At 52.0% G+C, this 21081-nt stretch carries 20 protein-coding genes; 3 read left to right on the top strand and 17 right to left on the bottom strand.

What is annotated here, in order from left to right; all coding sequences use genetic code 11:
* Positions 1 to 82: 82 nt before the first annotated feature.
* Together EPIR_RS13065 and trxC are read right to left on the bottom strand one after the other, a co-directional pair.
* Positions 83 to 772: a tRNA-uridine aminocarboxypropyltransferase gene (locus EPIR_RS13065; protein ID WP_048697601.1), complete on the bottom strand. Its 690-nt coding sequence runs from the start codon at positions 770 to 772 to the stop codon at positions 83 to 85.
* A gap of 63 nt (positions 773 to 835) precedes the next feature.
* The gene (gene trxC / locus EPIR_RS13060; protein WP_023655911.1) at positions 836 to 1255 is read right to left on the bottom strand and encodes a thioredoxin TrxC; all 420 of its coding nucleotides are present in this window, start codon (positions 1253 to 1255) and stop codon (positions 836 to 838) included.
* A gap of 236 nt (positions 1256 to 1491) precedes the next feature.
* On the opposite strand from trxC, the gene EPIR_RS13055 reads away from it, so the two are divergent.
* Positions 1492 to 2526 carry a tRNA/rRNA methyltransferase gene (locus tag EPIR_RS13055; RefSeq protein WP_023655910.1) on the top strand — a complete coding sequence of 345 codons (1035 nt, stop codon included), beginning with the start codon at positions 1492 to 1494 and terminating at the stop codon, positions 2524 to 2526.
* Positions 2527 to 2589: 63 nt separating this feature from the next.
* Here EPIR_RS13055 and emrB read toward each other — a convergent pair whose 3' ends face one another.
* From emrB to nrdH, 11 genes are all read right to left on the bottom strand, one after another.
* On the bottom strand, positions 2590 to 4125 hold the full coding sequence (emrB, locus tag EPIR_RS13050) for a multidrug efflux MFS transporter permease subunit EmrB (RefSeq protein ID WP_023655909.1): 1536 nt from the start codon (positions 4123 to 4125) through the stop codon (positions 2590 to 2592).
* Positions 4126 to 4140: 15 nt separating this feature from the next.
* A complete protein-coding gene (gene emrA / locus EPIR_RS13045; protein WP_023655908.1) occupies positions 4141 to 5310 on the bottom strand; it encodes a multidrug efflux MFS transporter periplasmic adaptor subunit EmrA in 1170 nt (389 codons plus the stop codon).
* Positions 5311 to 5477: 167 nt separating this feature from the next.
* Entirely contained in the window at positions 5478 to 6008 is a 531-nt protein-coding gene (mprA, locus tag EPIR_RS13040; RefSeq protein ID WP_023655907.1) for a transcriptional repressor MprA, read from the bottom strand.
* A 463-nt stretch (positions 6009 to 6471) separates the two neighbouring features.
* Complete coding sequence (locus EPIR_RS13035) at positions 6472 to 7656, bottom strand: MFS transporter (RefSeq protein WP_023655906.1); 1185 nt, start codon at positions 7654 to 7656, stop codon at positions 6472 to 6474.
* A gap of 195 nt (positions 7657 to 7851) precedes the next feature.
* Positions 7852 to 8847: a glycine betaine/L-proline ABC transporter substrate-binding protein ProX gene (proX, locus tag EPIR_RS13030; protein WP_023655905.1), complete on the bottom strand. Its 996-nt coding sequence runs from the start codon at positions 8845 to 8847 to the stop codon at positions 7852 to 7854.
* A 64-nt stretch (positions 8848 to 8911) separates the two neighbouring features.
* Positions 8912 to 10075: a glycine betaine/L-proline ABC transporter permease ProW gene (gene proW, locus EPIR_RS13025; protein ID WP_023655904.1), complete on the bottom strand. Its 1164-nt coding sequence runs from the start codon at positions 10073 to 10075 to the stop codon at positions 8912 to 8914.
* Positions 10072 to 11268, bottom strand: coding sequence for a glycine betaine/L-proline ABC transporter ATP-binding protein ProV (gene proV, locus EPIR_RS13020; protein WP_023655903.1), 1197 nt, complete (start codon positions 11266 to 11268; stop codon positions 10072 to 10074). The genes proW and proV overlap by 4 nt, the downstream gene beginning before the upstream one ends.
* A gap of 390 nt (positions 11269 to 11658) precedes the next feature.
* Positions 11659 to 12618, bottom strand: coding sequence for a class 1b ribonucleoside-diphosphate reductase subunit beta (gene nrdF, locus EPIR_RS13015; RefSeq protein WP_023655902.1), 960 nt, complete (start codon positions 12616 to 12618; stop codon positions 11659 to 11661).
* Positions 12619 to 12669: 51 nt separating this feature from the next.
* Complete coding sequence (nrdE, locus tag EPIR_RS13010; RefSeq protein ID WP_420834763.1) at positions 12670 to 14814, bottom strand: class 1b ribonucleoside-diphosphate reductase subunit alpha; 2145 nt, start codon at positions 14812 to 14814, stop codon at positions 12670 to 12672.
* On the bottom strand, positions 14784 to 15194 hold the full coding sequence (gene nrdI, locus EPIR_RS13005; RefSeq protein ID WP_023655900.1) for a class Ib ribonucleoside-diphosphate reductase assembly flavoprotein NrdI: 411 nt from the start codon (positions 15192 to 15194) through the stop codon (positions 14784 to 14786). Before nrdI ends, nrdE begins: the two co-directional genes overlap by 31 nt.
* 4 nt (positions 15195 to 15198) lie before the next feature.
* On the bottom strand, positions 15199 to 15441 hold the full coding sequence (nrdH, locus tag EPIR_RS13000; protein WP_023655899.1) for a glutaredoxin-like protein NrdH: 243 nt from the start codon (positions 15439 to 15441) through the stop codon (positions 15199 to 15201).
* 437 nt (positions 15442 to 15878) lie between these two features.
* Here nrdH and EPIR_RS12995 point away from each other — a divergent pair, with 437 nt between their 5' ends.
* Complete coding sequence (locus EPIR_RS12995; RefSeq protein WP_048697572.1) at positions 15879 to 16214, top strand: DUF2002 family protein; 336 nt, start codon at positions 15879 to 15881, stop codon at positions 16212 to 16214.
* A gap of 203 nt (positions 16215 to 16417) precedes the next feature.
* On the top strand, positions 16418 to 16840 hold the full coding sequence (locus EPIR_RS12990) for a hypothetical protein (RefSeq protein ID WP_023655897.1): 423 nt from the start codon (positions 16418 to 16420) through the stop codon (positions 16838 to 16840).
* A gap of 32 nt (positions 16841 to 16872) precedes the next feature.
* Here the strand turns inward: EPIR_RS12990 and speG are convergent, their stop codons facing one another.
* From speG to EPIR_RS12970, 4 genes are all read right to left on the bottom strand, one after another.
* Complete coding sequence (gene speG / locus EPIR_RS12985) at positions 16873 to 17439, bottom strand: spermidine N1-acetyltransferase (RefSeq protein ID WP_023655896.1); 567 nt, start codon at positions 17437 to 17439, stop codon at positions 16873 to 16875.
* Between the two features lie 130 nt (positions 17440 to 17569).
* On the bottom strand, positions 17570 to 18436 hold the full coding sequence (locus tag EPIR_RS12980; protein ID WP_023655895.1) for a nucleoside-specific channel-forming protein Tsx: 867 nt from the start codon (positions 18434 to 18436) through the stop codon (positions 17570 to 17572).
* Between the two features lie 835 nt (positions 18437 to 19271).
* Entirely contained in the window at positions 19272 to 19790 is a 519-nt protein-coding gene (locus tag EPIR_RS12975; protein ID WP_023655891.1) for a hypothetical protein, read from the bottom strand.
* Positions 19762 to 20562 (bottom strand): winged helix-turn-helix domain-containing protein, encoded by an 801-nt coding sequence (locus EPIR_RS12970; RefSeq protein WP_023655890.1) that lies wholly within the window; start codon positions 20560 to 20562, stop codon positions 19762 to 19764. Before EPIR_RS12970 ends, EPIR_RS12975 begins: the two co-directional genes overlap by 29 nt.
* Between the last annotated feature and the right edge of the window lie 519 nt (positions 20563 to 21081).

Genomic DNA, 21081 nt, shown 5'->3' with positions numbered 1-21081 from the left:
TTCAGTTAATCATGTTTAGATTTTACTCTGGAACGGGCGAAAATGCTGTGCTGTGTATCAGCTAATTGGCAGCGGAAGACGGCTAATTATCTGTAGACTGATGGAGTGGGTGATGCGGTTTGCCAGCCAGATAGCGCTGGCGAAACAGATCAAAGTGTCTGAACAGCCCTTCTCCCGCCGCGCTATCGCCCGCCTGCAATAGCAGTTCTGCCGCCACTTCCGCCGTGCAGTGCTGGCCAGCGCCATGAGCCATGCGCAGTTGATAATTCGACGGCCGTGTCAGCTTGAGCGACATCACCGGCAGCGAGTCCAGCCACGGGCTTTTGCGGAACATTTTTCGCGCTTCAGTCCAGGTGCCGTCCAGCATAATAAACAGCGGCGGCTTGCCGCTAAGCGGTGGGGCGTTGAGCACCGGGCGTGCGGGATCGGCATAGGATTCAGGAAAAACCACCATCGGTTGATAATCAGCGTTTTGTACAGCCTGTAGCAGTTCTGCATCCGGTTCGGTACGTGACCAGCCAAACGCCAGCGTTTCCGGCAGAATATCGGCAATCAGCCGCCCGGTATTGCTCGGCTTCATCGGCTCGCTGTCAAACATCACCAGGCAAAAACGGCTGCGCGCCTGTTGGGGAACGATGGTCGCGCACAGGCAGTTTTTTTGCGGCAGCAGGCAGCCCTGGCAGCGGCTAATGCGATTGCCCCGGGCAAGGAAGGGGCGCGTTGCACGGGCGAGTCGCCAGGCGCGCAGGCGCAGAACAGCGTTATCGGTCATCATCAGTCATCAGCGAAAAACGCCATTCTAACCAATTCTGATCCACGCTGCCCGCTCAGAAACTTAGATATTTTCGTCCAGCCAGGCTTCGAAGGGCGCTTTTGGCATTGCTCCGCTCAGCACATCGACCACTTCGCCCTGTTTAAACAGCATAATGGTCGGAATACTGCGAATGCGGAAGCGGGCGCTCAGCGAAGGTTCCGCCTCGGTATTCACCTTTAAAAAGCGTATTTGACCGCCGCGCTCACGGGCAACCGTCTCATAGATCGGGGCAAAATTGACGCAAGGGCCGCACCAGGGCGCCCAGAAATCGATCACCACCGGCAGGTCATCCTGCAAATATTTATCCAGCGTATCGCCTGTGGCATTCGTTACCCGCTCGTCAAACAGATTATCACCGCAGCGGCCGCATTTAGCACCGTGCGTAACGCGTTCGACCGGCACCCGGTTGGTTGCCTGACAGGATGAGCAAACCGTATTCATTATTCACCTCATTGCAGGAGTAAGTGATTGCTTACTGCGTTTTCCGTCGATAGCGAATAGTATGCGCAGGGGGGATAAGCGGCTCAACGTGGTTCGTCCAATATGTTTAATAGGTAAACTCTCACAGATGTTGCCGCTGGCGGGCAGCATATGGGCGCATTTATCGTAAGTTAATAGCTAAGCGCTGCGACATCAGGTAATCTGCGCGCTTCGCGCTCAGCCCAGGTGGAGGAAAAATGAACGACGAATTGAAAGGTAAGAGCAGTAAGGTCAAAGTGATGTATGTTCGCGGCGATGACGAAAACAGCACAAGCGGAAAAAATCCGCGCACCGGTAAAGGTGGTTATCGTCCGGACGGCGAACGCCGCCCCGCGCGCAATGCAGACAGCAAGCCACGTGGCGGGCGCGATCGCGACGAAGGGCGTTCTGACTCTCCGTGGCGTACCGTATCCCGTGCGCCCAATGCCGCTGCGGCGGATGACAAACCCGATCACGGTGGTATCAGCGGGAAAAGTTTTATCAATCCTGAACAGCTGCGCCGCCAGCGTATGGAAGAGACGCGCGTTTACGGTGAGCATGCCTGCCAGGCATTGTTCCAGAGTCGCCCGGAATCTATCGTGCGCGCCTGGTTCGTGCAAAGCGTCACGCCACGCTTCCGTGAAGCGTTAAAGTGGATGGCGGCCAATCGTAAGGCTTATCACACCGTTGATGACGCCGAGCTACAGAAGGCATCCGGCACTGAACACCACGGCGGCGTCTGTTTCCTGATTAAAAAGCGCGTCGGCATGCCGGTGAGCGAGTGGCTGGCGCAGTCCGGTCAAAAAGACTGTGTGCTGGCGCTGGAAGATATCGGCAACCCGCACAACCTGGGTGGCATTATGCGTAGCTGTGCGCACTTTGGCGCTAAAGGTTTGCTGGTGGATGATGCTTCTCTGCTGGAGTCAGGGGCTGCGGTGCGCACTGCGGAAGGTGGCGCAGAACATGTGCAGGCCATTAGCGGTGAGAGTTTTGCTGCTGGACTGGATGCGTTCCGTAAAGCGGGCTATACCATTGTCACCACCTCCAGCCATCAGGGCGTACCGCTTTCAAAGGCGGAGCTGCCGGCCAAAATGGTACTGGTGCTGGGGCAGGAACGCGATGGTCTGTCGGACAGCACTTTACAGCAGGGCGATCTCAGCGTCTCTATCAGCGGCACTGGCAACGTAGAAAGCCTTAACGTTTCGGTAGCAACCGGCGTGCTGCTGGCAGAATGGTGGCGTCAGAACGCGTAATGCGACGACAATAAAGGGAGCCATCGCTCCCTGTAGAAGGGCGGATCGGCGATCCGCCCTTTTTTAATGCGCGCCGCCGCCGCCGCCACCCGCCGAAAACGGTGGCCGGGCAAACCAGATCAGTACCAGCAGGATAAGAAATACCCCGGCAGACGCCCAGAAAATTTCATTGGCTGAAATGATCAACCCCTGACGGGTGATTTGCTGTGCAATCCAGGCCGATGCCTGCTCGTGAGTCAACCCCGCCTGTTCCAGCTTCGCGTATATCTCCTGACTATTGACGTTGTAAGGCGTCACCGACTCTGCCAGCTGGCTATGGTGGACCGATTCACGATTGCTCCACATGGTGGTGGTAATCGAAGTACCAATCGAACCCGCCAGCGTGCGGGTAAAGTTAGACAGACTTGACGCTGCGGCCAGCCGCTCTGGCGGTAATCCTGAAAGGGTAATGGTGGTCAGTGGCATAAAGAAGCACGCCACGGCAAACCCCTGGATAAATTGCGGCCACGCCGAAGCCCCAAAATCCATACCGGGTTCAAAGGTATAAGCACGCCAGTAGAAGCATACCGCATACATAATGAAGCTAAAGGTGACCAGCCGCCTCATATCCAGCTTATGGGAAAAACGGCCAATAATCGGCGACAGGATCACCGGGATAATGCCTACCGGGGCCGAAGCCAGACCTGCCCAGGTTGCGGTATAGCCGTACACTTCTTGCAGCAGCTGCGGTAACAGTACGATGGAGCCAAAATACAGCATGTAAGCAAGGCTGATCGATAGGCAGCCAATAGTGAAGTTGCGTGATTTGAACAGCGACAAATCCACGATTGGATGGTCATCCGTCAGCTCCCACACGAGCAGCACCGCCAAGGCGACTACCGCGATAGCGGTTAGCGTAATAATCTCCGTAGAGCTAAACCAGTCCAGCTCTTTACCGCGATCGAGCATCACCTGCAAACAGCCGATACCAACCACCAGCAGCACCAGGCCCACGGTATCGATAGGGCGGATCACCGTGGCCGTTTCGCGATTGCGCAGCGTCTGTAAAGCCAGGATCACCACCGCTACCCCGATAGGCACGTTGATAAAGAAGATCCAGCCCCAGTGGTAGTTATCACTGATCCAGCCGCCGAGGATCGGGCCACAAATGGGGGCAACAATCACCGTCATCGCCCATAGCGACAGCGCAACGCTGCGTTTCGCCGGGGGATAATTATTTAATAGCAGACTTTGCGACAGTGGGATCAGTGGCCCGGCAACGATCCCCTGGATGACACGAAAGAAGATCAGCATGGAAAGATTTTCAGACATGCCGCACAACCATGACGCCACGACAAACGCGATGGTAGACCACATAAACAGCTTCACTTCGCCGATCCGCTTGGCCAGCCAGCCGGTGATCGGAATGGAAATGGCATTCGCCACGCCAAACGAGGTGATAACCCAGGTGCCCTGCGAGTTTGACGCACCGAGGTTACCGGCAATGGTTGGGATGGCCACGTTAGCAATGGTAGAGTCCAGTACCTGCATAAACGTGGCCAGTGACAGCGCAATAGTCATTAAGACCAGCGGTGTGCCTGAAAGAGGCTGACGCGCCATATACCCCCCGTTGATTTAGCTGGCGTTAGCGCGAATAATATCGCCGATAAGCTGATTGACAGGCGTCAGATCCAGCGCCAGCGCATCACTGGTGTAAGCCGGTTCACTGCGCACGCTGGTGGCAAGAACGGCACCTTCACTGCTGCGGGTATCTACTTTCACCAGCGTCGACAGACCAATGCGCAGCGGATGTTTCGCCACTTCCTGCGCATCAAGCGCGATGCGTACCGGCAGGCGCTGTACCACTTTGATCCAGTTGCCGGTGGCATTCTGGGCGGGCAGCAGTGAGAATGCGCTCCCGGTACCCATATCCAGCCCGACAACTTTGCCGTGATAGACCACGTCATCACCGTAAATATCGCTAACCACGGTTGCGGCCTGACCGATACGTACGCCAGCCAGTTGGGTTTCCTTAAAGTTAGCGTTTACCCACAGATTATTCGCCGGAACGATAGCCAGCAGGGGGGTGGTGGTGCCAATCTGCGAACCTACCTGCACGCTGCGACGTGACACGTAGCCATCAATCGGGCTAACCACATTGGTACGTTGCAGGGCAAGCCAGGCATCGCGCAGCTCGGCGGCGCTCTTTTTCACCGCAGGCTGATTTTCCAGCGTGGTATCGAGGATCATCGCCTGATTGGCGTTATACTGCTGCACCGCCACATCCAGCTGCGCTTTGGCAGTGGTCACCGCATCACGCGCGTGCTGCAGGTCTTCTTTACCGATCAGATTGGACGCGCCCAACGGCTCGCGGCGATGTAAATCCGCTTGCGCCTGCTGCAACGTCGTTTTTCGCTGTTCAATCGTTGCCTGATACTGTTTGCCGTTGATAATCAGCTGATGGGTTTGCCGCACGCTGGTGGCTAACGCCGTTTGCGCTTTCTCAAATGCCTGCCCGGCATCGGTACGATCCAGGGTGACCAGCACATCTCCTTTTTTGACGTAGTCCGTATCATCAAACCACACTTTATTGACGCTACCCGCTACCTGAGCCATCACCTGCGCCTGATTTCCTGCCACATAGGCATCATCCGTCTCCTGATAGTGACGTAATACCAGTAGCCAGTAAGTCAGATAAGCCACGCCAATAATCACGAACAGGACTGCCAGAAAAATCAGCGCGCTTTTGCGTTTCTTCTTCTTTTTAGGTTGCTGCGGCTCCTGCGCCACCGCGCTTGCATTCATGGTGTTCTCCTGAATTTTTTTGCTAACCGTAGCCGCTATCATTAGGGTAGCGATCTTTTGGGTCAAAAATGCCAGCGGCTTGGCGCTGGCGAAAGGGAATGTATCGGGAAACAAGGTAGCGATTCCCGACTTATGTTGTGTCACACAATATGCTATTGATCAGGTCATTAGCGTGAGAGGGAGGCAACAACCTCCTCTTCATCCATTTGGTCCATACGATTCAGTAACTTACGCGTAATCGCTTCCAGTTGGGTTTTTTCGGAAGCACTCAACGCTGACCATAAAAGTTTCAGGCACTGATGCTGGGGTGGCAGTAGCTGGCGTAGGAACTCGTCGCCTTTTGGCGTCAGGTGCAGATGCAGGCAGCGGCGATCGTTATCGCTTTCGCGACGTTCTATCCAGCCGCGCTTCTCCAGTTCATCGGCGATGCGCGTGGCGTTAGTGCGTGAAGAGCCGAGGGCAGCGCTCAGCTCTGACGGCTGAATGCTGTGATCTTCCTGCGCATCCAGCGTAATCAATGCCATAAACAGCGTCTCATTAATTCCCTGTGCCTTCAGCATCTTATTGCGGTTTTCCAGCAATTTACTCTGCATGTGCATACACAGGCGCGTTAGCATAATTTCCTGTAATGGGAAATCTTTCTGGCGGTTCGCACGAAAATTCAACATCTGTTCAATGGGAGTAAATGAACTTTCCATTATAAATGAACCTCACTAGTTGCAACGGGTGTAATAACGATGGTGATTAATGGGTAAGGCGACTTTACCGTCGGTGAGATTTTCACATTGGCGTAGTCGTCATCCTTAGTTTCACGGTCATTCCCTAACCCAGGCTACTTGATAGCCGTGATAAACAATACTGTGTGTAAAACGTAAAAAAACCTGACAGGGCAGCGGAACCCGAAGAGGTCGGCATCATCCGGTAAGGAAAATTTGGCTGATATGACGTTTTCAGTTAGACGTAGATGAAGGCGCAATCATTACCATTCGCTTTGGAACCCTCTAAGGGGAAATCAGTGCGAAGAGACAAGGTTAACCGGCAACCACTAAATCGTTTCAGTTGAAAAAGTAACCATGCTTAATAAATTTATCTTAACCATAGCAGAGTCGGAAATGTCTTAATAGTCGAAAAGTTCCCAAAAAACTTCTTCAATTGAGAAAATTATTCGGTTTTGGCCTCAAACTGATGGCCGTACCACCAGACCAGCAGATTACATAAGGTGAGCAGTGCGCCAGTCGCACAGACGCCATACCACCCCGCAGCCTGGAAAGCGGATGCCGACAACAGCGATCCCGCCGCCCCGCCAATAAAGTAACTGGTCATATAACCGGCGGTGAGGCGGTTACGTGCTTCAGGCATATGGCTGTAAATCACGCTCTGATTGGTAATATGTACGCCCTGAACCGCAAGGTCGAGCAAGATGATGCCGATAATCAACGCGAACAGTGAATGAGCGCCCAGGGTAATAACTCCCCATGAAGCCAGTAAAACGAGCAGTCCTGCGCTGGTGGTCAGGCGGGCCAGGCCTTTATCTGCCAATGCTCCGGCATGACGTGCCGCCAGCGCGCCAGCAGCCCCAACCAGCCCCAGCAAACCTATTTCGCCTTCTGAATAGTTCCACTGCGGCGACGAAAGCAGAAATGCCATAGAGGTCCAGAGCACGCTGAAGTTTGCAAACACCAGGCAACCGATGATGGCTCGGATGCGCAGAACAGGATGACGGGCAAAGAGAGTGAAAATGGATCCCAACAGCTGGCGATAATTCAGTGCTACCGACTGTTTATAACGTGGTAAATAGCGCCATAACGCTAGCGCCATCAACACCATCAGTGCGCTGGCGATCCAGTAGACGCTGCGCCAGCCGCCAAGCTCTGCCAACCCGCCTGCTACGGTGCGGGCCAGTAGGATCCCGAGCAGCAGACCGCTCATCACCGTACCGACGACCTTACCGCGTTTTTCCGGTACGGCGAGGGTGGCTGCCAGCGGCACCAGAATTTGCGCGACGACGGAAAACAGCCCGGTCAGCGCGGTGCCCAACAGCATAAACGGCAGCGTTGACGACATCGCGGTGATCACCAGTCCTCCGGCGGCAAGCAGGCTCATCGCGACAATCAGGCCACGACGCTCAAGCATATCCCCCAGCGGAACCAGCAGCAGCAGCCCGACGGCATATCCCAGCTGGGCGGTGGTGACAATAAAGCCCGCCTGATGGAATGAGAGTTCGAAGGTACGGGCAATGGTAGCCAGCAGCGGCTGAACATAATAGTTGCAGGCGACTGAGAGACCGGTAGCCAGAGACATCAGTACGACTAAAGCGGGTGTGAGGGCTTGATGAGGGGGTTTCATAAAAATTAAATATCATAGTAAGAAATGTCTTATAGGCTAATAATAACCTAAAAAACTATTTCGCTCACATGATAATTAACAGGACAAACCAGTTCGACGGCTTCACCGCCGTCGAACTGTGGGCTGACCAAAGAGTAGGGGCAGCCCAAAATGCATCGGCTGGTTACCCGAGGAGGGAGACAGCCAAAATACAGGTTATTTTCCGGCGGCTAGCGCGTCTTTCACCCAGCCATCGAACTGTGCCTGGTGTGCTTTTATCCAGCCATTCACATGCGCGTTAATATCCGCTTCTGAAGACTGTCCCTGATGCATACGTGCGTTTTGCGCATTGATATCCGCTAAAGGCAGTTTCATCTCGGCAAACAGTTTTGCTGCTGCAGGATTTTTCTGCGCCCACTCTTTGTTAGCGACGATATTCATGGTGTTAACCGGGAAGCCGTAATTGGCACCGTTTGGCAGTTTGGTATCGATGTTCTTCTGTGCGCCCGGCATAGAAGAGAACGGTACTTGCAACCACACCACATCGCGACCCGGCACCAGCACGGCACTGACCCAGTAAGGTGTCCAGGTGTAATAGAGCACCGGTTTACCGTCTTTGAAACGAGTCATGGTATCGGCGATCATTGCCGAGTAGTTGCCCTGGTTATGTACCACGGTATTACTTAATCCGTAGGCCTTAATCTGGTGGGTGATCACATCATCACAGCCCCAGCCCGGCGTGCAGCCGGTCAAATCGGCTTTGCCATCATCGTTAGTATCAAACAGCTTAGCCAATTTAGGATCTTTCAGCTGCCCGAGATTGGTGATGTGATATTGGTCCGCAGTTTTCTTATCGATCAGATAGCCCTGAGCCGCGCCCTGCACGTAGGTACCCTGATGATAGAATTTGGCATCGCCCCCGGCCGCCTGATACATATCATCGTGCAGCGGTTTCCAGTAGGTGGCCATAAAGGTGGTATCACCGGCGGCAATCGAGGTAAAGGCGACGTTGTAATCAACTTCGCTCGGGTCATCAACGGTGTAGCCCAGTTTTTCCAGCGCCCGGCTTACCAGCAGCGTCTGAAACGTCTCTTCGGTAATGGTGCTTTGAGCGGGCTTAACGGTAATGCCTTTACCCGGCAGATCGGCGGCGGAAACCTGAGCGGCGGCCAGCGTGGTGAACGCGGCGGCCAGCAGTGCTGTCTTGCGCATAGTGATTCCTTAATATTTTGTTGTGCGATTTTGCAGGCGGCACGGTGGCGTGCCGCCAAAAGAATTATTTAATAAAGGGGCGGGTCAACAAGCCCAACGGGCCATTGGTAAACCAGCGACGGTTACCACGGCTGCGGTTGTCTCTGCCCACGGACTGCGTGAGTCGGTCAAGAATGATAGCCAGAATAACGATACCAACGCCGCCGACGGTCGCCAGACCCATATCCAGGCGTCCGATACCGCGTAATACCATCTGACCGAGGCCGCCTACGGCGATCATTGACGCAATGACCACCATCGACAGCGCCAGCATCAGCGTCTGATTAACCCCGGCCATAATGGTTGGCATCGCCAGCGGCAGCTGGACTTTAAACAGCATCTGACGCGGACTGGCACCGAAGGATTCCGCCGCTTCAACCAGATCGGCAGGCACCTGCTTAATGCCGAGGATAGTCAGACGAACAATCGGCGGTAGGGCAAAGATAATCGTCACCACCACGCCCGGTACGTTACCGATGCCAAACAGCATAACGATCGGCACCAGGTAGACGAACGCTGGCGTGGTCTGCATCGCATCCAGCAGCGGGCGGATGATTTTCGCCGCGCGCTGACTGCGTGCCAGCCAGATACCCAGCGGCAAACCAATGACGATGCAGAACAGCAGGGAGGTGAGCACCAGCGCCAGCGTGACCATTGCCTGGGACCAGGCCCCGATGGCACCAATCGCCACCAGTGATACCAGCGTGGCGACACCCATCGTGAAGCTGGAGAGCTGCCAGGCGATCAGGGCAAAAACAATAATCGCCACCGGTGCAGGCATACCCAACAGCAGCTGCTGAAAGACGCTAAGAATATAATCTACCGGCAGGCGGATCCCCTGAAACAGTGGGCGAAAATGGGTGACCACCCAGTCGATAGCGGTGGTTACCCAGCTGTCAAGCGGGATCAGGGTTTTATGGAACGGGTCAAGGATACTAAAATGCTCCGCCTGCGGTGCCGGAGCGCTAGTCAGCCAGTCGCTGCTACCTGCCGTATCATGTGCAGCACCGGGTGAAGTGCCCCAGGCATCGCTGCTGCTGGTCGCTGAGTCGGTGGCGGGCTGGCTGGCTGGGGCGGCATTCGGTGCTCCCCACGGATCGCTGCTGCCGCTAGTGGCCTGGCTGACATCCGCTGGCGCGCTCTGATTCGGGGTTGCAGACTCCCACGGGTTACTGTTTTGTTCACTCATGGCTGGCCTCCATCACGATCTAATGCTTGCAATAACATACCTTTGGAAATAATACCGACGTACTGCCCTTCGTCACCGACGATCGGCACCGCGCACGGAGCCTGGGCAACATGGGAAAGCAAATCGTTAAGCGTGGTATCGGCAGGCATCGCCTGTGGACTGTCCAGCAGCGCCTGATCAAGACCTGCCCCTTCTGCCAGCGCCGCCTTCAGCGAGTCGACGGAGACGGTGCCAACAAAGCGTTGTTTTTCCAGCACATAGCCGTACTCTCGGTCATTATCCTGCAACAGCTTGATGGCTGAACGCGGGCCTAATCCCGGCGCTTTACGGATCAGCGCAGCGGCACTACGGCGGGCGATATCCTTCGCGCTGAATACGTGACTGATATCCACGCCACGGAAGAAGGTGCGCACATAGTCGTTAGCGGGATTATTGAGGATCTCATCCGGCGTGCCGACCTGCACCACTTCGCCGCCCTGCATGATGGCGATACGATCGCCAATGCGCATGGCTTCATCAAGGTCGTGAGAAATAAAGACGATGGTGCGCTGGTGGCGCGATTGCAGTTTGACTAATTCATCCTGCATTTCGGTGCGAATTAGCGGGTCAAGCGCAGAGAAGGCTTCATCCATCAATAATATATCGGGATTAATGGCCAGCGCACGGGCTAATCCGACACGCTGACGCATGCCACCGGAAAGTTCATCCGGATAAGCGTGGGCATAATTATCTAAACCCACCTGACGCAACGCATCCAGCGCTTTTTCCTGACGTTCTGCCAGCGGCACGCCGGCTAATTCCATGCCAAATGCAGCATTATTTAATACCGTCATATGTGGCATTAACGCAAATGACTGGAATACCATGCTGATTTTATTTCTACGAACCTGACGTAACGCGCTATCAGATATTTGGGCAATATCTTCACCGTCGATGATGACCTGGCCACGGGTAGGTTCAATCAGACGATTGAGAAGGCGAACCATAGTGGATTTACCGGAGCCGGATAATCCCATGATGACAAAAATCTCGCCTTCTTCAATGGCCAGACTGGCGTCTTTCACGCCAAGAGACAGACCTGTTTTCTCCAATAATGTTTCTTTATCAATCCCTTTTTCAATATATTTAAACGCGCGATCGGGGTTGTCTCCAAAAACTTTATATAAATTCTTAACTTCGAGTTTAATAGCCATGCATTTATTTTTTTCCCGGTTAAAGTTGATTTTTTTATGTTAACTCTTCTTTGTAATTAAATATTATCGGTCTATACCGTAGCATACTGAGAATTTGAGGCAACCCTTAGTCGGCAATTAGAATACTCTGATTAAGCAGTGAGTGAGGCTAATGTCAGAGTGGGTAAGGGATGACGGCGAGTTGCGCGAGGGGAAAAAAAATCTATTTCTCCAGGAATCTTCTCTCTGAAGAGCGAGATATTGTTGTGATGTTTGCCTGTTGATGCAATATAGCCGTCACATTATGGCTAAATTTGAATCAGAAAATAGACAGGATTTTTAATAAATAGAAAATGAGTAAAATGGTCTTATATAAACAATGACTGTGGGTGGCAGCCATTGTTCAGGTACTTAGAAGTCCCAGTCTTCGTCTTCTGTATCTACCGCCTTGCCCATCACGTAGGAAGAGCCAGAGCCGGAGAAAAAGTCGTGGTTTTCGTCAGCATTGGGCGACAGCGCGGCGAGGATCGCCGGGTTGACATCGGTCATCTCAGAGGGGAACAACGCCTCATAACCGAGATTCATCAGGGCTTTGTTGGCATTGTAATGCAGGAATTTTTTCACGTCTTCCTGCCAGCCCACGCCGGCATACAGCGCTTCGGTGTAAGCCACTTCGTTTTCATACAGCTCAAGCAGCAGTTCAATGGCAAACTGCTGTAGTTCCTCTTTACGCTGTGGTGTCTCTTTTTCCAATTTTTTCTGAAATTTATAGCCAATATAATAGCCGTGAACCGCCTCATCTTTGATAATCAGACGGATAAGGTCAGCGGTGTTGGTCAGCTTACCCCGACTGGACCAGTACATGGGCAGGTAAAAACCGGAATAGAACAAAAACGATTCAAGAAATACGCTGGCAATTTTCTTTTTCAGCGGGTCGTCGTGGTAATAATGTTGCAGGATAATCTGCGCTTTAGCCTGCAATGGCGCGTTATCTTCGCTCCAGGCGTAGGCGGCATCGACGTCGCTGGTATGGCACAGCGTCGAAAAAATCGAGCTGTAAGAACGTGCGTGTACCGCTTCCATAAAGCTGATATTGGACATCACCGCTTCCTCGTGCGGCGTCAGCGCATCGGCCATCAGTGCCGGAGCGCCCAGGGTATTTTGAATGGTATCCAGCAGCGTCAGACCGGTAAACACGCGAATAGTGAGCTGTTGCTCATCGGCATTGAGGGAGTTCCATGCCGGAATATCGTTAGAAAGCGGGACTTTTTCAGGTAGCCAGAAGTTGCTGGTCAGGCGATTCCACACTTCCAGATCTTTGTCGTCTTCGATTTTGTTCCAGTTGATAGCATGAATTTTATTTAATTTCATAGTGATATCTTGTTATCGGGCCAGGGGATCTGGCCCGCGATGAAAAGGGGATCAGAGCGAGCAGGAGACGCAACCATCGACCTCAGTACCCTGTAGGGCCATCTGACGCAGACGAATGTAGTACAGCGTTTTAATGCCTTTCTTCCAGGCGTAAATTTGCGCACGGTTAATATCGCGCGTGGTGGCGGTATCGCGGAAGAACAGCGTCAGAGACAGCCCCTGATCGACGTGGCGGGTCGCTTCAGCATAGGTGTCAATAATCGCTTCCGGGCCGATATCATAAGCATCGCGATAAAACGCCTGATTATCGTTATTCATAAAGGGGGCTGGATAATAGACGCGGCCCGTCTTGCCCTCTTTGCGGATCTCAATACGCGACACAATCGGGTGAATACTTGAGGTGGCGTGGTTGATATAGGAGATCGATCCCGTAGGGGGAATGGCCTGTAAATTCTGATTGTAGAGTCCGTGCTGCATCACCGCGTCTTTCAGCGCCTGCCACTGCTGCGAGGTTGGAATGGCAATCCCGGCATTGGCAAACAGCGCGGCGACCCGAGGCGTACGCGGTTGCCAGCTCTGCTCCAGATACTGATTAAAATATTCGCCGCTGGCATAACGGGAATCAGCAAAGCCACTAAAGGTCGTGCCGCGCTCACGCGCCAGTTGGTTAGAGGTACGCAGGGCATGGTAAGTCACGGTATAGAAATAAATATTGGTGAAGTCCAGGCCCGCTTCTGAACCGTACTGAATATTTTCCCTCGCCAGGTAGCCATGCAGGTTCATCTGCCCGAGGCCAATGGCGTGTGACTGCGCGTTGCCCTGTTCGATTGAGGGCACCGAATGAATATGGCTTTGATCGGAGACCGCCGTCAGCCCGCGTACCGCAATCTCAATCGTGCGGGCAAAATCAGCGGAATCCATCGCGTGGGCGATATTCAGTGAGCCGAGATTACAGGAAATATCTTTACCTATACGGCGATAGCTCAGGTCATCGTTATATTCGGTCGGGCTGTTAACCTGCAAAATTTCCGAGCACAGGTTACTCATATTGATACGCCCGTGGACAGGATTAGCACGGTTCACCGTGTCTTCAAACATGATATAGGGGTAGCCGGACTCAAACTGGATTTCTGCCAGCGTCTGGAAAAATTCACGCGGATTGATAAAAGTGCGGCGGATACGCGTATCGGTCAGCATCTCATGGTACTTTTCGCTGATGCTGATATCGGCGAACGGTAAACCATAAATGCGCTCCACGTCGTAAGGCGAGAACAGCGCCATCTGCTGGTTGTCTTTGGCCAGCTCGAAGGTGATATCGGGGATCACGACGCCGAGCGACAGGGTTTTGATGCGGATCTTCTCGTCGGCGTTTTCGCGCTTGGTATCCAGGAAACGCAGGATATCCGGATGGTGCGCATGCAGATAGACCGCCCCAGCCCCCTGACGCGCCCCAAGCTGGTTGGCGTAGGAGAAGGCATCTTCCAGCATCTTCATCACCGGGATCACGCCGGAAGACTGGTTTTCAATACGCTTAATTGGCGCACCGGCCTCACGCAGGTTAGACAACAGAAACGCCACGCCGCCGCCGCGTTTGGAAAGCTGTAGCGCCGAATTTACCGCCCGCCCAATCGACTCCATATTGTCTTCAATACGCAACAGGAAGCAGGAAACCAGCTCGCCGCGCTGCTGTTTACCGCAGTTAAGAAAGGTGGGGGTTGCAGGCTGGAAACGCCCGCTCAGAATTTCATCCGCAAGCGCCAGCGCCAGCGTCTGGTCACCTTTCGCTAATGTTAGCGCGACCATACATACGCGTTCGGTAAAACCTTCCAGATAGCGCTTGCCATCGAAGGTTTTCAGCGTGTAGCTGGTATAAAACTTCCATGCGCCGAGGAATGTCTGAAAGCGAAAGCGGCGTGCGGTGGCTTCGGTGAACAGCGAGCAGACAAACTCAAACGGATACGCATTCAACACGTCAGCTTCGTAATAACCTTCCGCTACCAGAAACTGTAGACGTTCGGCGATGGAATTGAACTGAACGCTATGAGGAATAACGTGTTGGATAAAGTACTGACGCGTGGCTTCTTTGTCTTTCTCAAACTGAATATGTCCATTTTCGTCGTACAAATTGAGCATTGCGTTAAGCGCGTGATAGTCCGCCGTGCTCTCTAAGAGTGTGCTGTCTGTCGCTGCCAAAATTCGGTTACTCCCTTGTAGATGTTAGCGATATCGTCAGAGGTGCCCATTAACTCAAAGCGATAGAGGTAGGGAACTTGGCATTTTCGCGCAATGATCTCGCCAGCCAGGCAAAAAGCCTCGCCAAAGTTGCGGTTACCAGCGGCGATGACGCCCCGGATCAGCTGACGATTATTGACGTTATTAAGGAACTGGATCACCTGTTTAGGGACTGCCCCATGCCGCGTGCCGCCACCGTAGCTGGGTAAAACCAGAATATAGGGCTCACTGACCTGTAGCTGTTGCGCGCCGTCCAGCGGAATGCGGCGCGCCGGCAGGTTCAGGCGCACAATAAAACGATGGGTGTTTTCAGACAGGCTGGAGAAGTAAACCAGCGTAGCCATGCTGTTATCCCCGCACCGACGTGATATGGCTTAGCGCATGAATTTTGTCGGGGCGAAAGCCGCTCCAGTGCTCTTGTTCGGCCATCACTACCGGGACCTGGCGGTAGCCCAGTGATTTAAGGGTCTCCACATGTGCCGGTTCCTGGTCGAGATTGATCAGTTGGTAATCAATGCCTTTTTTGTCCATCGCATTTTTAGTAGCGTTGCACTGGACACAGTTGTCTTTAGTGTAAATAATAATGCGCATGATTCGCATTTACCTCGCGGTGGGTGGGATGATGATTTTGGCACTGGCTTAGCGAGCGGCCACTTTACCTGAAACACATCATATTGGGTTTGTTTTACACCTTAAATACTAGATATAGTATTGCTGGATTGCAACCGGACAATGATCAGGCCATACGATTTTCCATAAATTTTCTCTACTGAAGTCTTGCCGCACAAGGTTTTGGCGCGCAAAAAAAATTTTTTGGTTAAAAAATGCCGCATTCGCTATGGGGTATACCGTTGAATCACTGCCACTCTTCACGTCGAAAATGTTGTTCCTTTACCTCGAAACAGACTATGAGTTATATGACAAGCTCAGATACGCCACCTGACGGTCGGCGTTTGTGGATTATTCCGAAAGCCCTGGCAGCGAAGCCTGTGTAAGGTTGCCGGGTTTACAGAATGAGAGGAACAAGCATGTATTTACGACCTGATGAGGTAGCGCGCGTTTTGGAAAAAGTGGGATTTGAAATGGATGCGGTGACCACCAAAACCTACGGCTATCGGCGCGGTGAAGACTATGTGTATGTCAACCGTGAAGCCCGTCTCGGTCGTACCGCGCTGGTTATCCACCCGGCGCTAAAAGAGAGAAGCCAGGCGATCGCCACCGCTGCCTCCGAGATGAAAGCCTGCGATCACTATGTCCGTTTTCCGATGTATCTGGCTGGCGAGGCCAACGACCACTATGGTATTCCCCACGGCTTCAGCTCCCGGATGGCGCTGGAACGCTACCTTGAGCGCTTGTTTGGTTAAGTAGCCAGCAATGCCAGTATCTTAAAGGAAAAATGCGTTAAAAAGGTGGCGTGCCCACGGCATGGCAGATTGCTTTCCCTTTGATGGTTGAATAACGCATCGATTAATCACTGTGTTCGCCCGCTGACATGGGGAGGTAAATAATGAAAACAGATCCGCTCAGGCTTAGACTGTCAGCACACTGAACTCAGGCAGGAATAATCATGAAACGGCTGATAACAGCGCTGATGGCAGCGTGGACGTTAACGGGATGTGCGACCATCGTCTCCAGCGAAACTCAGGATGTCATGCTGCAAACCCAGCCTCCGGGAGTGAAGTTTGTGGTACAGGATGAAAACGGGAGAGCGGTAGCAGAGGGCTATACGCCCAAAACCGTGACGCTGGCGAAGTCCAACGGTGACTATTTCGGTAAGAAAAAGTACCGGGTGATGCTGGAGCGGGCTGGCTATATTCCACAGACTCTGCCGTTGAAAGAGAGTCCGAACCTGTGGTATCTGCTGGGCAATATTCCGCTGCTCGGTTTCCCTGGCTGGCTGGGGGTTGACCCGTTCTACGGGGGAATGTACAAAATTGAGCCAGCGCGCCTGCAGATCATTATGAATCCGGTCGGCGCGCGTGGGGCGTAGGCGAATCTCACCGGGCCGGATTTCCGGCCTGTTTACTGTGCAGTCGGTTTAACCATTCCCTGTGCGGGTTTGAAACGCTCCAGATACTGCGGCTGGAAAATACACATACGAATGGTGTTACGGTATTCACCGTTAATAAAGAATTCGTGGATTAATTCGCCTTCTACCTCGAAGCCCAGCTTGCGATAGATGTGAACCGCCTTTTCGTTCTCTTTGTCGACGATCAGGTACAGCTTGTAGAGATTCAGCACGGAGAAACCATAATCCATTGCCATCTTTACAGCCTTGCTGGCCAGCCCTTTGCCCTGATGGTCTGGGGCGATAATAATCTGGAACTCCGCCCGACGGTGAATGTGATTAATTTCTACCAGCTCTACCAGTCCGGCATTACTGCCGCCGTGTTCCACGACAAAGCGCCGTTCGCTCTGATCATGAATGTGCTTGTCATAGAGATCTGACAGCTCAACAAAAGCCTCATACGGCTCTTCAAACCAGTAGCGCATAACGCTGGCATTGTTATCCAGCTGGTGGACAAAACGCAGATCTTCCCGTTCCAGGGGGCGCAATTTAACATCGTAGTCGACAAACCTTGCAGACATAACTCTTCCTGATTTCATATGCGATATTGCCCGCCAAGTATAACGGTATCTGCGCGACAACAAAAACGCGCCAATTGACGCGTTGAGTTTTTAGTCATGTTGGCGTCGGTATCGTTTGCCTGGCCAACGATCAGAAGTTATAGCCGACAACCAGGTAGTAGCCGAAGCCGCTTGATTTTACGTTGAAATCACCGCCGCCGAAGTTTTGCACCACGCCGTCGTTCCACTGTCCGCCGTTATGGAAGTAACGCGCAACAAACGAATAGTGCCAGTGGTCGTAGCCGAGAGAAAGAATATGGCTGGAGGCGATGGAGTTACTGGTGCGCGCCGGGCTGGCTTTGTCGCCAAGATCCGAACCCCAGTCAAAATTGGTGAAGCCAATATAGCTCAGATTACCGCCCCATAACGTGGTCAGCGGCACAAAGTACTTCACCTTAAAGCGGTAACCGTCCCAGCTATCTTCGTTAGCAGCGCCGTAGTTTTCCCACTGATATTTGGCGTAGACGTTAAGTGACAGGCCAATATCTGAATGGGTATCGATATCCGTGCCCAGACCCATATACCAGGTATTCTGGCGACTGCCTTTGTTGTCACCCATATCGTAAACGTAGTTGTTGGCGAAATACCACTCTTTAAACGGGCCGAAGCCCAGGTTGGTGCCGGTCAGTTTATCAATTGAGAAACGTGGTTCGATCTCCATAAAGAAGGGGGAACCGTCATCCCAGGCGCCGACGTCATTACCGTTACCGGTACCAAAGAATTTTGGCACATCAATGTAGCCGTAGAAATCGAACCACTCTTTATGTGCGAAGGCTTCGTATTCAAGATAGACATCATTATTCAGCTTCGGTCCGAAGCGTGTGTGATAGCTGCCGACCACATTAACACTTTGATGCCACCAGTCAGAAACATAGGCAGCATTGCCAGTTTCTGCGGCTGAGGATTGTGTATAAGAAAGTGCGGCCAGGGCTCCAGCCATCATAATTTTATATTTCATTATTTTTTCATATGTTCTGTGACCTGTTCGACAGCCATCGTTCAGATCGAGTTACCGATTTTACGGGCGAAAATAGGTGTTTGGCGCTTAGACGAAAACACCCGCTGAAAATGTTACGGCAGTGTGCCGCTATCAGTGCTCTAGGAAATAGAGAACGCTCACACTTGTCAAATTCAGTTTCATTTCAATTCAATTAAAGTGTGACTTATGTCACAAAACAATCTGCATGCCATGAACTTTTTCACGATCTGGTGTTCTGGCGATCTTAGCTATTACGTAAACGGTTGCCTGATGGTGAGAGAGGGGTTTTTGTTGCTACTACCCCTGAGCGTTTTTTCCCATGCAGCAAAAAAATGCGTTATAACATAAGTTATTTTTATATTAAATCTTGGTGCAAAGCAGAGGCGCGTAAGCAGGACCCATTCGGTGGTGGAGCTTGTGCGGTACAGAAGTGATGAAATAGCAACAGTAATGAAATCTTATCAACTGATTATCCTGCTGAATAAGTGTTTTACAATATGCAGCTTGCCCGATCCTCATCAACGCTGGCGAGAGCATTAATTACAGGATTGACTGAATGCGTAACAAGATTAAAAAAACTCTGGCAGCATGTTATATACGGCTCTGTTTATCATCATGTTTATGGTGATGATGGCGACCTGCTGTGTGGCTGGTTATGCCCTCTGGGAAATGAATAAATAAACACATCATTCTGCTAACCCGAGGGCGGAGAAAGCAGAAAGTATTTAACGGGATAACTTAATGAGTCGTTGAATACCCGTAATATTACTATTACCCGCCAATCGACCGAACACGGATTTAAGGGGGGGAACTTTCAGTTCACGCAAAGCGTGGGCGCACTGTTTTCAGCGCTGACAGCCAGTGCTTTACCATCCAGCAGATATATCCGGTTGGTACTGGTTTCACCCGGGATGATATGTGGGAAAACATATTTGACGACTTCATCATTGTTGCTTTGGTCGCCCAGTCTGCTGCTGTGGTGAATAATGGTATTAATCAGTTGGTTTTTACTTACGCTGCTACTGACGGTGATTTCCCGCAGCACGGCAACAGGGTAGAGCTGCCTACCGCCGTTGATATAGTGGCTGATACTGCCGGTATAAACCACACGGCGCTGGGTTAAACCATCACGATAAAAACGATAAATGCCGCGTGTCAGCGTCCAGTTTTTGTCATCACTAATATCATATCTGGCCTGAGGGACAACACAGTTGGTTTTCAGCGGATAAAAGACCATATCTTTCAGTACACAGACCATAAACGGTAGTATAAAACCGCCGATAAAAAACAATGTGATTGGCGATTTAACGATATTTAAAAGAGTACGATTCACAGTTGTTCTCCGAATCCCGCAGTGGGGCAACGCAGGCAATCAGGCCCAGTTCAGGGCTGGATTCCTCAGTTGTTATGTAGAGGTAACGGGCATGTTTGGGGTTAATATCCCCATCTTTCTTGGTGGCGTACTGTATATAAAGTTGCAGTGTCTGGGCGATGAGTTGTTTATCTGCTGGGATATTTCCCGGCACCCAAACCTCCGTCTGAGGCGGGGCTTCCTCACCGTGCCAGCGTATATAGTTAATCGGCTCGGGTTTGATTGTCAGCAGCCAGCTGACAGCCGCGACCACACAGCTGCCCACAACCAGCCCCGCTGCGCTTGCCACCATACGGCGTATCAGCTGGCTATGAGCGCGGAAAGCACCGACGTGCTGCGAAATTACCTCCGCCGAGACGTGTAACGGCTTGCCAGCAGATACATTGCGCAGCTCTGCGGCAGGCTGTTCAGTGCGCACAATCAGTCGGTATCCGCTGCGCGTTACGGCGATCAGTTGGACACTGTCATTCACTTCAAGGGCGATGAGCGCGCGGCGGATTTTGGTAATCATTACCCGTACGCTGTTGTCTGTGACCTCTACGCCGGAATGACGCCAGCCAATATCCATTAGCTGTTCTTGCGATAACACCTGCTCTTTTGCCTGCGTAAGAGCGATAAGGCAGCGACAGGCAGACGCAGGAAGCATGACGTTTTTTCCGTCAAGAACACTTGACAGTGTTCGGGTGCGTCTGTCGATCGTGAGAAGATTACCGATGATAATATTGTTATCCATTGTTTGAACTCATCTTCTTTGTATGGATGCCAGTGAGTTATTGATTAAATATCTGTGTTGATTACTATTTTTCGTCAAAAAGTGAATCCCTTGTTATTTACAGGGGATACTGAGTGGGCTCATTTAAGCTTTATTATTATTAATCTGTTAGTCGACATGACGACAAATGGCATGTTGTTAACAGGCTAAATAGAGAGTTAATTTACCCGTTTATTATGCACAGTTTTGCGCGAAATGTCCTGCTAGTTACGCGTATCATTATTATTCTTCATCAACATACGCATCATTTCCCTCGTGAAGGAATACGACAGGTTTGCTGGAAACTTTTAATTTATTAGATGAAAGTAAAAACAATCTGCTATGTGCGACAACTTGTGTTTAAAATTATTTCTGTTTTCAGTGAAGAGCGATCTCTTAAAAGATAGCAATCGTCCATATATAGATATAAGACTGAAGTTCCGGCCCAGCCCGTTAAAGTAAAGCGATACCACTATGGTGGGCTGGTGGAAAAAAGACACT

This window comes from Erwinia piriflorinigrans CFBP 5888 (assembly GCF_001050515.1).
GTDB classification, from domain to species: Bacteria; Pseudomonadota; Gammaproteobacteria; order Enterobacterales; family Enterobacteriaceae; genus Erwinia; species Erwinia piriflorinigrans.
The sequence above is the reverse complement of the archived record's forward strand: the minus strand, read 5'-3'. Positions and strand labels throughout refer to the sequence as shown.